The sequence below is a fragment of the Kitasatospora sp. NPDC004615 genome (assembly GCF_042873545.1).
In the GTDB taxonomy this organism is placed as follows: domain Bacteria; phylum Actinomycetota; class Actinomycetes; order Streptomycetales; family Streptomycetaceae; genus Kitasatospora.
The window spans coordinates 166,470-178,224 of record NZ_JBIALQ010000009.1 but is presented as its reverse complement, the minus strand read 5'-3'; the positions used below and the strand labels follow the sequence as shown (position 1 = coordinate 178,224).

Annotated in this window: 8 protein-coding genes; 5 read left to right on the top strand and 3 right to left on the bottom strand. The window is 72.5% G+C overall.

Translation table 11 applies throughout. From position 1 onward, the window contains the following. Positions 1-80 precede the first annotated feature (80 nt). Together ACFYS8_RS28955 and ACFYS8_RS28950 are read left to right on the top strand one after the other, a co-directional pair. Positions 81-1,187, top strand: a complete 1,107-nt coding sequence (locus ACFYS8_RS28955) for a hypothetical protein (protein WP_387646376.1) — start codon at positions 81-83, stop codon at positions 1,185-1,187. Between the two features lie 144 nt (positions 1,188-1,331). Then, positions 1,332-2,825 carry an alkaline phosphatase PhoX gene (locus ACFYS8_RS28950; protein ID WP_387646374.1) on the top strand — a complete coding sequence of 498 codons (1,494 nt, stop codon included), beginning with the start codon at positions 1,332-1,334 and terminating at the stop codon, positions 2,823-2,825. A gap of 122 nt (positions 2,826-2,947) precedes the next feature. On the opposite strand, the gene ACFYS8_RS28945 is transcribed toward ACFYS8_RS28950, so the two are convergent. Beyond that, positions 2,948-4,540: a PucR family transcriptional regulator gene (locus tag ACFYS8_RS28945; protein ID WP_387646372.1), complete on the bottom strand. Its 1,593-nt coding sequence runs from the start codon at positions 4,538-4,540 to the stop codon at positions 2,948-2,950. A gap of 282 nt (positions 4,541-4,822) precedes the next feature. On the opposite strand from ACFYS8_RS28945, the gene pruA reads away from it, so the two are divergent. Continuing rightward, positions 4,823-6,451, top strand: coding sequence for an L-glutamate gamma-semialdehyde dehydrogenase (gene pruA, locus ACFYS8_RS28940; protein ID WP_387646370.1), 1,629 nt, complete (start codon positions 4,823-4,825; stop codon positions 6,449-6,451). A gap of 92 nt (positions 6,452-6,543) precedes the next feature. Beyond that, the gene (locus ACFYS8_RS28935; protein WP_387646368.1) at positions 6,544-7,473 is read left to right on the top strand and encodes a proline dehydrogenase family protein; all 930 of its coding nucleotides are present in this window, start codon (positions 6,544-6,546) and stop codon (positions 7,471-7,473) included. 68 nt (positions 7,474-7,541) lie between these two features. Here ACFYS8_RS28935 and ACFYS8_RS28930 read toward each other — a convergent pair whose 3' ends face one another. Together ACFYS8_RS28930 and ACFYS8_RS28925 are read right to left on the bottom strand one after the other, a co-directional pair. Beyond that, a complete protein-coding gene (locus ACFYS8_RS28930; protein ID WP_387646366.1) occupies positions 7,542-7,961 on the bottom strand; it encodes a barstar family protein in 420 nt (139 codons plus the stop codon). 9 nt (positions 7,962-7,970) lie between these two features. Next, entirely contained in the window at positions 7,971-9,089 is a 1,119-nt protein-coding gene (locus ACFYS8_RS28925; protein ID WP_387646667.1) for a TerD family protein, read from the bottom strand. 139 nt (positions 9,090-9,228) lie between these two features. On the opposite strand from ACFYS8_RS28925, the gene pepN reads away from it, so the two are divergent. Continuing rightward, entirely contained in the window at positions 9,229-11,721 is a 2,493-nt protein-coding gene (gene pepN, locus ACFYS8_RS28920; protein WP_387646363.1) for an aminopeptidase N, read from the top strand. Positions 11,722-11,755 lie beyond the last annotated feature (34 nt).

Below are 11,755 nucleotides of genomic sequence, written 5' to 3'. Positions count from 1 at the left end.
CCCCGGGCCGTATGGTGGTCGCCGTGCCGGGCCCGCCCGGCAGCGGAACGGTGTGGCGAGTGCCGGGGGTGCGGCGAGAAATGAAGAGGCAGCACGCGAGCGGGCCGTGGGAGATCGAGGAGGTCTACGCGGACCAGGAGGCGTACAGCCGGCGGCTGATGGCCGGGGCCGGGTTCCCGGTGTTCGGCTGGGAGCACCGCGCGGGCGGCCTGCCCGGGCGGGACGTCCTCGCCGAGTACCAGGTCGACAACGGCGAACTCGGCTGGGTGGAGGTCCGCTCCGGTGACTGGAACCGTGCGGACGGTCCGTACGTGACCGTCCGCACCTACCGGCCCGGCGCGGAACTCACCGAACCGCTGCCCGACCTGGAGGACGTGGTCGAGGACGAGCGCGACCGGGTGTACGAGCAGCTCGGCATCGACGAGGGCGACACCCCCGGCGGCGTGCGGGCGCTGCGCGAGTGGATCACCGTGGACGGCGACCCGCGCGCCCTGCAGATCCACGAGGACCGCCGCCCCGGCGCCGGCACCGTCTGGGCCGGCCGGCTGTGGATGGACGGCACCACCGTCACCGTCACCGGACGCGGGGTGCCGCCCGGCGCGATCGAACTGCGCGGAATCGCCGACTTCGAGCAGTACATCATCGGCCGCACCGCGCTGCTGCGGACCCTGGCCGCCCGCCGGACCACCGCGTCCGAGCCCGCGGCCGAACCGACACCCGCCGAGCTCGGCCTGACCGCCCACCGCGAACTCGTCGAGCACGGCATTGCCCGGGCCACCGCGATGGTCACCCAGCTCCGGGCCGGCCGCAGCGCGAGGCTCCCCCGGTACCTGCGCGGTGCGGACCGCAAGGCCCGCTGGGAGACCGTGGTGCGCCAGCAGATGTGGCTCGCCTCGGAGACCGAGGAGGAGGCGGACAGCGCCGTCACCTCGATGGTCAACCACCTCGGCCGGCTCGCCCACCACGTGGACTGGCTGACCGGCACCGCGGAGGGCGCCGCGGCCGCCGAGGAGGTGGTGCGGTACACCGTGTTCGCCAGTGAGGTGCCGAGCCTGCCCGCGCAGCGCGCCTGGGAACGCCTGTGGGCCGGGGGCACGCCCGAGCTGCCGTCCGGCACGGAGGACGCCTGGCTGACCGCCTGGGAGCAGTGGCGCGTCGAGCGTACCCAGCACCGGAACCAGTGGTAAAGACCCGGTCACGGGGTCGTCTCCGGTTGGCAAAACGGTCGGTGGATCGGCGCTTTGACGTAGCGTCCGATTCACGCCCGGTTCACGCGCGGGCCGGACTCTGACGGTCACCGATCCGTCTCCTTCCGCTGAGGAGTGACCGTCATGTCGCTGTCCCGCCGGGACTTGTTGAACCGTTCGACCGTGCTCGGCGCAGGCGTCCTGATCGCCGGAAGCGCGGAGGTCCTCGCCACCGCGCCCGGGGCGATCGCCGCTCCCTCCGGCGGCGAGGCCGCCCTCGCCGGGGCCGGGCACGCCGCGGTCGGCTACGGCGCGCTGGTGTCCGACCCCGAGGGCATCCTGGCACTGCCCAGGGGCTTCTCCTACGAGATCATCACCCGGACCGGCGTCACCACCCTGCTGACCGGCGAGAGCACCCCCAGCAACCACGACGGCACCGCCGCGTTCGAGGGCCGCCACGGCGCGACCCTGCTGGTCAACAACCACGAACTGGCCGGCCCGCGGGCGAACTGGCCGCACCCCGTGCCGCTGCTGGACGGCTACGTGTACGACCCGGCGGCGGCCGGTGGGTGCACGGTCGTGGAGGTGTCCGGGCGTGGTCATTTCCAGGAGGACGGCGACGATCACGGTCGCGGGCACGGGTACGGCAGGCGGCGGGTGCGGGAGTGGGTCGGCATCGCCGGCACCGCCACCAACTGCGCCGGCGGGGCCACCCCCTGGGGCACCTGGCTGACCTGCGAGGAGACCGAGGACAAGGCCGGCACCAACGGCTTCACCAAGGACCACGGCTACGTCTTCGAGGTCGACCCGCACGACCAGGACGCCAACCGGAACCCGCAGCCGATCAAGGCCTTCGGCCGGTTCCCGCACGAGGCCGTCGTCATCGACGAGAAGCGTGGCCACGCCTACCTCACCGAGGACGCGGCCAAGCCCAACGGCCTCTTCTACCGCTGGACGCCGCCGGCCGGCTTCCGGCACGGCAAGGGCAAGCTGCGCACGCTGGCCGCCGACGCGGGCGTGCTGGAGGCGCTGAAGGCGTTCGACGCCCAGGGCAAGCTGGTCGACGACCTCTCCCGCGCCACCAAGCCCGGCACCACGTACGGCGCGGACTGGGTCAAGGTCGCGGACCGGGACGCCCGCACCACCTCGATCCGCAAGCAGTTCGCAGCCGGCGAGATCACCCGGGCCCGCAAGCTCGAAGGCATGTGGTGGGGGGACGGCGGCATCTACTTCGTGTCGTCGTTCGCGCGTGAGGAGTCGCCGCTGCAGCACGACGGGCAGGTCTGGTTCTACCATCCGGCCCGGCGGACGCTGACGCTGAAGGTCATCCTCGGGGTCAACGCGGATGTGTGGACGGACAAGGGGAACTTCGACGGCCCCGACAACATCACGGTGTCGCCGCACGGCGGGCTGATCATCGCCGAGGACGGCAACGGGCTGCAGCACCTGTTCGGGGCGACTTCGGACGGGCGGACGTATGCGCTGGCGCGGAACGAGCTCAACCTGGGGACGGCGGAGAAGCCGGAGTTCAGCGAGTTCACCGGGGTGACGTTCTCGCGGGACGGGCGGACGTTGTTCGCGAATATTCAGGAGCCGGGGATCATGCTCGCGATCAGTGGGCCGTGGCACCGGATGTGACGTGACTGGTGGGTCCGCCCGGGGAGGGGTGTTGCGCTCCCTTGGGCGGACCTTGCCGTTTGTGGGTGGTTGCTCGCGCTCCGCTGGGGGGACCCCCAGCGCCCCTGGCGGGGCGCGGACCGTTAGTCGGAGAGGCGCAGTTGGAGCATGGCCAGGAGGCGTTGTTGGGGTTGGGTCAGGTCGAGGCCGGTCAACTGCTCTGCTCTGCGGACTCGGTAGCGCAGGGTGTTGGGGTGGATGTGGAGGGCGTCTGCGGCTGCGCGGACTTCGCCGAGGGCTTCGAGGTAGGCGAGGACGGATTCGGCGAGGCGGGTGTGGTGGCGGGTGTCGTAGGTGGTGAGGGCGGTGAGGCGGGGGTCGCGGAGTTCGGGGCGGTCCTGGAGGAGGGCGAGGACTTCGGAGACCAGGACTTCGGCCTGGACGTCGTGCAGGGCGGCGACGTCGGGGACGACGCCGCCGCGGCCCATGGCGTCGAGGATGCGGTCGGCCTGGGCGCGGGAGGAGGGGACGTCGGCGAGCCCGGGGACGGTGGGGCCGATGGCGGCGCGCAGGGGGATGGCGAGGTGGGTGCGGGCGGCGTCGACGGTTTCCTGGGCCCAGTCGCGGAGGGTGGACTGCGGGAGGGCGGGCGGGAGTTCGGGCAGCAGGACGTAGATGCGGGAGTCGACGGGGGCGAGCAGGGCGCCGCGGTGGCGGGCGGCGGTGTGGACGGAGATCAGGCCGGTGACTTCGTCGCGGGAGAGTTCGACGTCGCGTTCGGCGGTGGCGGCCGGGGCGTAGGCGAGGACGGTGGCGGGGCGGCGCAGGTCGAGGCCGAGGTGGGTGGCGAGCGACTGGGGGCCGGTGGAGCCTTCCAGCAGGCCGGTGAGCAGGGTCTGGGTGAGCCGGGCGTCGGCCGACAACTCGCGGCGGCGGCGCACCAGTTGGCCGGCGGCGACGCGGGCGGCGCCGACCAGGGCGCGGTCGGCGGTGGGGGCGAGCGGGCGGGTGCTCTCCTGGACCCAGATGGTGCCGAGCGGCTGGGCGCCGGAGCGGATCGCGATGGCGAGGCGGCGGCGGATGCCGAGTTCGGGGTGGGCGGCGATCTCGATCGCGCCGTCGGAGCCGCGCAGGTGGGAGAAGACGCCCCATTCGCGGAGCTTGGCGAGGTAGGGCTCGGGCCCCTGGCGGCCGAGGATGGACAGCCGGCGCAGGTCGTCGACCTCGTCGGAGTCGGAGGTGCGGGAGTAGGCGAGGACCCGGCTGGAGGTGTCCTCGATGGAGACGATGCCGCCGGTGAGGACGGCGACGGTCTGGGCGAGGGTGAAGAGGTCGCCGGTGTCGGCCTCGCCCGGTTCTCCGCTGTCGGGTCCGGCGAGCAGGGCGCGGGCGAGCGAGTCGAGGTGTTCCCAGCGGGTTTCGCGGCGTACTGAGAGAAGGGCGACGCCGGCTTCGGTGGCGGCCTCGCGCAGCGCGTCGGCCTGGCCGGGCCCGTCGAGTTTGACGGCGACGGCGGCGGCCCGGGCGCGGCCGGCGGCGCGCAGGGCGGGGAGGGCGGCGCGGCCGCGGGCGCCGATGGCCAGGACGAGCTCGCCCGGGGCGGCGGTCGGCGGGTCCTCCGGGTCGAGGATGGCGACGTCGCGGACCGGGACGTCCAGGCCGGCCGGCGCGGCCTGGAGTTCGACCAGGGGTTCGCCGAGCGACATCAGCAACTGGCGCAGCGGCAGGCCGTTCATGGGCGGGGTCCTCGTCGAGTCACTGTCGGGGTCTGGCGGGGTCCGTCGAGCCCGTCGGGTCTTCGTCGGGGCGGACAACATCCCGGCCCCGAGTTTAGTGAGCCGGACAGGATTCGGCGGCCGTGACCGGGACGTGACGGTGTTCGTCCGGGCGGACAACGGCGAGCGGGGGACTTTGGCGGCGCGGCCAACAGTTGGCGGCCAGGACGGGGAATAGCGTTCGTGACATGGCCGACGTGTGAACCCCGTCGGCGTCCCATGACGAGAAGGAGAGCGTGCGCCATGGATGCTGTGACCCAGGTCCCCGCGCCGGTCAACGAGCCGGTCCACAGCTACGCCCCCGGGAGCCCCGAGCGGGCCCGCCTGGAGGCGAAGCTGAAGGAGCTGGGCGGCCAGGGGCCGATCCAGCTCACCATGACGATCAACGGCGAGCAGCGCCTCGGCGGTGGCTCCGAGTTCCACGTGGTGCAGCCGCACAACCACGCGGCGAAGCTCGGCACGCTGCGCAACGCCACCCAGGACGACGCGCGTGAGGCCATCGACACCGCGCTGGCCGCCGCCCCGGCCTGGCAGGCGCTCTCCTTCGACTCGCGCGCCGCGATCTTCCTGCGCGCCGCCGACCTGCTGGCCGGCCCGTGGCGCGAGACGCTGGCCGCCGCCACCATGCTCGGCCAGTCGAAGACCGCCCAGCAGGCGGAGATCGACACCCCCTGCGAGCTGGTCGACTTCCTGCGCTTCAACGTGCACTTCGCCCGGCAGATCCTGGCCGAGCAGCCGATCTCCTCGGACGGCGTGTGGAACCGCATGGACCACCGCCCGCTGGAGGGCTTCGTCTACGCGATCACCCCGTTCAACTTCACCGCGATCGCCCTCAACCTGCCGACCGCGCCCGCGCTGATGGGCAACGTGGTGATCTGGAAGCCGTCCCCGACGCAGCAGTTCGCCGCGCACTACCTGATGCGTCTGCTGGAGGCCGCCGGCCTGCCCAAGGGCGTCATCAACATGGTCACCGGTGACGGCCTGGACGTCTCCGAGGTCGCGCTGAAGCATCCCGCGCTGGCCGGCATCCACTTCACCGGCTCCACCCCCACCTTCCAGCACCTGTGGCGCACGGTCGGCGAGAACATCGCCAACTACCGCACCTACCCGCGGATCGTCGGCGAGACCGGCGGCAAGGACTTCCTGGTCGCCCACCCGTCCGCCGACAAGGCGATCCTGAAGACCGCGATGACCCGCGGCGCCTTCGAGTTCCAGGGCCAGAAGTGCTCGGCGCTGTCCCGCGCGTACGTCCCGGCCTCGATCTGGGCCGAGCTGAAGGACGACTTCCGCGACGAGGTCGAGTGGCTCACCATGGGTGACGTCACCGACCTGGCGAACTTCATGGGCGCCGTCATCGACGAGCGTGCGTTCGCCAAGAACAAGGCCGCGATCGACCGCGCCCAGGCCGACCCGAAGGTCGAGGTCCTGGCGGGCGGCACGTACGACGACTCGGTCGGCTACTTCGTCCGCCCGACCGTGCTGGTCTGCGAGGACCCGACCGCCGAGTACTTCAAGGACGAGTACTTCGGCCCGATCCTCTCCGTGCACGTCTACGAGGACGACAAGTACGACGAGATGCTCGCGCAGATGGAGTCGGTGTCGTCCTACGGCCTGACCGGCTCGATCATCGCCCAGGACCGCGAGGCCGTGCAGCACGCCATGCACGTGCTGCGCAACGCCGCCGGCAACTTCTACATCAACGACAAGCCGACCGGCGCCGTCGTCGGCCAGCAGCCCTTCGGCGGCGGCCGGGCCTCCGGCACCAACGACAAGGCCGGTGCCAAGCAGAACCTGATGCGCTGGACGTCCACCCGGTCCATCAAGGAGACGTTCGTCCCGCCGACGGACTACCGCTACCCGCACATGGGCTGACCCAGCCCCGCTGTGCTCTTCGGCGGGGCGGCCGCCACCCCGGCCGCCCCGCCACCTCTCGCCACCAGCTGAACCTTGATCCGGGAGTACCGATGCTCCGTTCCGCCCTCCTCGCCGCCTCGCGCTCCCCGCAGGTGCGCACCATGGTCGAGAAGTTCCCGCCCACCCACGCGATAGTCGAGCGCTTCGTCGCCGGTGACCGCCTCGACCAGGGCGTGGACGCCACCGAGACGCTGGTCAACAGCGGCCGCAAGGTCACCCTCGACCACCTCGGCGAGGACACCAAGGACGCCGCCCAGGCGGCCGGCACCGCCCTGGCGTACGAGCACCTGCTGACCGCCCTCAAGGAGACCGGCCTCGCCGCGAACGCCGAGGTCTCCGTCAAGCTCTCCGCGGTCGGCCAGTTCCTGCCCGTGGACGGCGAGAAGATCGCGCTGGAGAACGCCCGCCGGATCTGCCAGGCCGCCGCCGACGCCGGCACCACGGTGACCCTCGACATGGAGGACCACACCACCACCGACTCCACCCTCGGCATCGCCCGCGAACTGCGCGCCGACTTCCCGTGGCTCGGCGTCGTCCTGCAGGCCTACCTGCGGCGCACCGAGGCCGACTGCCGAGACCTCTCCCACGAGGGCTCCCGGGTGCGCATCTGCAAGGGTGCCTACAAGGAGCCCGAGTCGGTCGCCTTCCAGGGCAAGCACGAGGTCGACCTCGCGTACGTCCGCGCGCTGAAGGTCCTGATGGCCGGTCAGGGCTACCCGATGGTGGCCTCGCACGACCCCAACATGATCAAGATCGCGGGCCAGCTGGCCGAGTGGAACCGCCGCGACGTCACCTCCTTCGAGTACCAGATGCTGTTCGGCATCCGCCCCGAGGAGCAGCTCCGCCTCGCCGAGGCCGGCAACACCATGCGCGTGTACCTGCCGTACGGCCAGGAGTGGTACGGCTACTTCATGCGCCGCCTGGCGGAGCGCCCCGCGAACCTGACGTTCTTCCTGCGGGCGATGGCCACCCGCGGCTGACGACGGCTCAACTCCCGCACAGGGCCCGTGGCATGACGCCACGGGCCCCGTCGGCGTGCGGAGGGCCGTCAGCCGGCCGCGCCGCGCAGGCCGATCAGACAGTGCAGGGAGGTGGGGCGGCCCCCGGTGAAGGAGGGGTCGGTGAGGGTGTCGGCGAGTTCCGTGAGGATGCCGACGGCGGTCCGGAACTCCCCGGGGGCCCGGTCGTGCAGGAGGGTGAGGTCGGTCACGACGATCAGGGCGGTGTCGCCGGGGGCCCCGTGCAGGCCGCTCCACAGCGAGTCGGCGAGGGCGTCCCAGCCGCGCCGGCCGAGCAGCGGCGGGTCCATGGGGAGCGCGCCGCGCACGGCGTCGAAGAAGTCGGCGCGGGAGGTGGCCGCGACGGTGTCGACCCGGTAGCGCAGGACGGCGTCCCGGGCTGCTGCGGCCCGGCCGATCGCGGACGGATCGACCAGGGTGACCCCGGGGGTGCGGAGCGGCGCCGGCACGGGGGGCGCTCAGAGCATCGCCGCCGCGGGCTGGACCATGGAGCGGGCGGTTTTGGCGTCGACGTATTCGCCGAGGGCGGTCATGACCCATTCGCCGGAGAACTGGCGGACGAGTTTGCACATGGCGACGCCGGTGCGGGGTTCGGCGTGGGTGAGGTCGAAGCGGACGAGTTCTTCGCCGGTGGCGGCGTCGGTGAGGCGGCAGTAGGCGTTCTTGACGTCGGTGAACTTCTGGCCGGAGAAGGAGTTGACGACGAAGACCAGGCCGCAGACCTCGGCGGGCAGGCCTTCGAGGTGGACGGTGATGGCTTCGTCGTCGCCGCCGCCCTTGCCGGTGAGGTTGTCGCCGGAGTGGGCGATGGCGCCGTTGAAGACGGAGAGCTTCATGAACCAGGCGGTGTCGACCTTTTCGCGCCGGGCGTCGAAGGCGATCACCGAGGCGTCCAGGTCGATGCCGCGGCCGTGGGTGGCGGGTTCCCAGCCGAGGCCCATCCGGACCGAGGCGAGGAACGGCTTGCCGGCCTTCTCCAGGGAGACCGAGCCGCCCTTGACCAGGTTGACCTTGCCCTTGTCGAGGGTGATCTTGCCGACGGCGGGGGAGCCGGACGGCATGGGGGGTGCGGCCGCGGCCGGTGCGTCCTCGACGGTGACGCCGAAGTCGGTGGCGATGCCCGCCAGGCCGTTGGCGTAGCCCTGGCCGACGGCGCGGATCTTCCATTCGGCGCCGCGCCGGTACACCTCGACCACCACCAGGGCGGTCTCGCCGCCGAGCCGGGGCGGGGTGAAGGTGAACAGTTCGCGGCCGCTGTCGGCGTCCCGGACGGTCGCGGTGGGCTCGGTGCCGGCGAAGGTGGCCTGCCGGTCGTCGAGGGAGGCGGTGACCACGATCCGGGTGACGTCGGCGGGCACGCCCGCGGTGTCGACGGTGATCGCGTCGGGGTTGCTGCCGGCGGCCGGACGGTGCGTCACACCGGGGCCGGTGGGGGCGTTGAAGAAGACGAAGTCGGCGTCCGAACGGACCTTGCCGGACTGGGTCAGCAGCAGCGCGGACACGTCCAGCTGCTTGCGCGCGGTGACCTCCACCACGACCCGGCTCGCGCCGAGCGACGCATTGCCGCCCCGCACCAGAACTGTCGTCACGTGCTCCTCCTCGACTCGCCGCCGCGACACACCCTAGCCAACTCCCCGGACCGCCCCTGGTACGCCGCCAGCGAATCCGGGTCGAACCCGCTTGCCGGTCCCGGGCGGGCTCGGCGAGCATGCAGTCATGCCAGCACTGCAACGAGCCGAAGCAACTGTCCGTGCCCGCCTGTTGGCGGTCCACGGCTACACCGTCGACCTCGACCTGACCCGCGGACCGGACCGGTTCGGCAGCACCACCGTGATCCGGTTCGGATGCGCCGAGCCCGGCAGCGACAGCTTTGTCGACCTGGAGCCGGCCACCCTGCACCGGGCCGTCCTGAACGGGCAGCCGCTGGACGTGGCCGCCCTGGACGGCAACCGGCTCGCGCTGCCCGGACTGCGCGCCGAGAACGAGCTGCTGATCGAGGCCGAGATGCGCTACTCGCGCACCGGCGAGGGCCTGCACCGCTACACCGACCCCGCCGACGACGCGGTCTACCTGTACGCCACCTGCGGCCCCGACCTGGCGGCCAAGGTGTTCGCCTGCTTCGACCAGCCCGACCTGAAGGCCCCCATCACCCTCACCGCCACCGCCCCCGAGGACTGGACCCTGGTCTCCAACGGGGCGCCGGTCAAGTCCGAGGGCGGGCACTGGGAGTTCGTCGCCACCAAGCCGATCTCCACCTACCTGTTCACCGTGGTGGCCGGCCCGCTGCACTCGGTGTACGGCGAGCACGACGGCATCCCGCTCGGCCTGCACGCCCGCCGCTCGCTGGCCGCCGAACTCGACCGCGAGGCCCCCGAGTTGTTCGAGGTGACGGCCGCCTCGTTCGACCGGCTGCACGAATTCTTCGACGAGCGCTACCCGTTCGGCGAGTACCACCAGGCGTTCGTCCCCGAGTTCAACTGGGGCGCGATGGAGAACCCCGGCTGCGTGGTGTTCCGCGACGAGATGCTGTTCCGCTCGCCGGCCACCGATGTCGAGCGCGAGCGCCGCGCCATGGTGGTCTGCCACGAGATGGCCCACATGTGGTTCGGCGACCTGGTCACCATGCGCTGGTGGGACGACCTGTGGCTGAACGAGTCGTTCGCCGAGATGCTCGGCTACCGGATCGCCGCCGAATCCACCCGCTTCACCGGCACCTGGACCGGCTTCTCGGTGCAGCGCAAGGGCTGGGGCTACGACGCCGACCAGCGCGCCTCCACCCACCCGGTGGCCGGCAACGGCACCCGCTCGGTCGCCGAGGCGATGGTCAACTTCGACGGCATCTCCTACGCCAAGGGCGCCTCCGTGCTGCGCCAGCTGGTCGCCTGGCTCGGCGACGAGGCGTTCTTCACCGGCCTGAACGCCTACTTCGCCGACCACCTGTACGGCAACGCCGAACTGCCCGACTTCCTGGCCGCGCTGGCCACCGCCAGCGGCCGCGACGTGCACGCCTGGGCCGAGAGCTGGCTGCGCACCAGCGGCGTCGACACGCTGCGCGCCGAGACCGAGCGCGCCGCCGACGGCACCCTGACCGCGCTCACCGTGGTCAACGAGGGCGAGCGGCCGCACCTGATCGAGGTCGGCGGCTACCGGATCGAGGACGGCCGGGTCGTCCCCGTCGGCCGCGCCGCCGTCGAGCTCGCCCCCGGCCGCCGGGTCGCCGTGCCCGCCCTGGTGGAGGCCGGCGCGCAGCTGGTCGTCCCCAACGACGGCGACCTCAGCTGGGCCAAGATCCGCCTGGACGCGCACTCCTGGCAGCTCGTCACCGAATCGCTGTCCGCCGTCGAGGACGACGTCACCCGCGCCGTGCTCTGGGCACACGCCCGTGACCTGGTCCGGGACGCCGAGCTCGACCCGGTCGCCTACCTCGCCCTGCTGGAGCGGCACCTGCCCGCCGAGACCTCCGACGCGATCGTCGAGGCGGTGCTCACCTTCGCCCACCTCCACGTCGTCGGCCGGCACCTGACCGGCGAACGCCGCACCGAAGGCCTGGCCGCGCTCAGCCGCACCGCCCGCGCGCTGGTCACCGGCGGCGCCGGCGACGGAATCCGGCTGGCCGCGCTGCGGGTCGCCGTGGAGGCCTCCGGCGGCGAGCAGCAACTCGCCGAACTGCGCGGCTGGCTGGCCGGCGACGGGGTCCCCGCCGGGCTGGAGATCGGCCCCGAGCTGCGCTGGGCGGGCCTGGCCCGGCTGGCCTCGCTCGGCGAACTCTCCGAGGACGAGATCGCTGCGGAGCTCGCCCGCGAGCCCGGCACCGAGGCCGAGTTCGGCGCCGCGCAGTGCCGGGCGGCCCGGCCGGAGAGTGCGGCCAAGGCCGCGGCGTGGCAGGTCCTGTTCACGCCCGAGTCGATGTCCAACCGTCTGCTGGAAGCCACCGCGCGTGGTTTCTGGGCCTCCGGTGACCCGGAGGAGAAGGCCGCGTACGCGCTGCGGTACTTCGAGCGGATCGGGGAGGCCTCGGACCGCGGCGACATTGTCGCGCACTTGCTCGGGGGGACGCTGTTCCCGGTGGACCAGGCGACGCCCGAGGTGGTGGCTGCGGCCGAAGCTGCGCTCGCGGAGCCGGAGTTGACGCCCGGGCTGCGGCGGAACCTGGCCGACTGCGCGGACGATTTGCGGCGGGCGCGGGCGATTCGGGTGGCGTTCGAGTAGGGGTGCGAAACCAGGGGCCCGGGGACGGCGGTTG

Coding starts and splice junctions, on each gene's coding strand:
- ACFYS8_RS28955 (WP_387646376.1), top strand. CDS start 81: ATGAAGAGGCAGCACGCGAGCGGGCCGTGGGAGATCGAGGAGGTCTAC.
- ACFYS8_RS28950 (WP_387646374.1), top strand. CDS start 1,332: ATGTCGCTGTCCCGCCGGGACTTGTTGAACCGTTCGACCGTGCTCGGC.
- ACFYS8_RS28945 (WP_387646372.1), bottom strand. CDS start 4,540: ATGAACGGCCTGCCGCTGCGCCAGTTGCTGATGTCGCTCGGCGAACCC.
- pruA (WP_387646370.1), top strand. CDS start 4,823: ATGGATGCTGTGACCCAGGTCCCCGCGCCGGTCAACGAGCCGGTCCAC.
- ACFYS8_RS28935 (WP_387646368.1), top strand. CDS start 6,544: ATGCTCCGTTCCGCCCTCCTCGCCGCCTCGCGCTCCCCGCAGGTGCGC.
- pepN (WP_387646363.1), top strand. CDS start 9,229: ATGCCAGCACTGCAACGAGCCGAAGCAACTGTCCGTGCCCGCCTGTTG.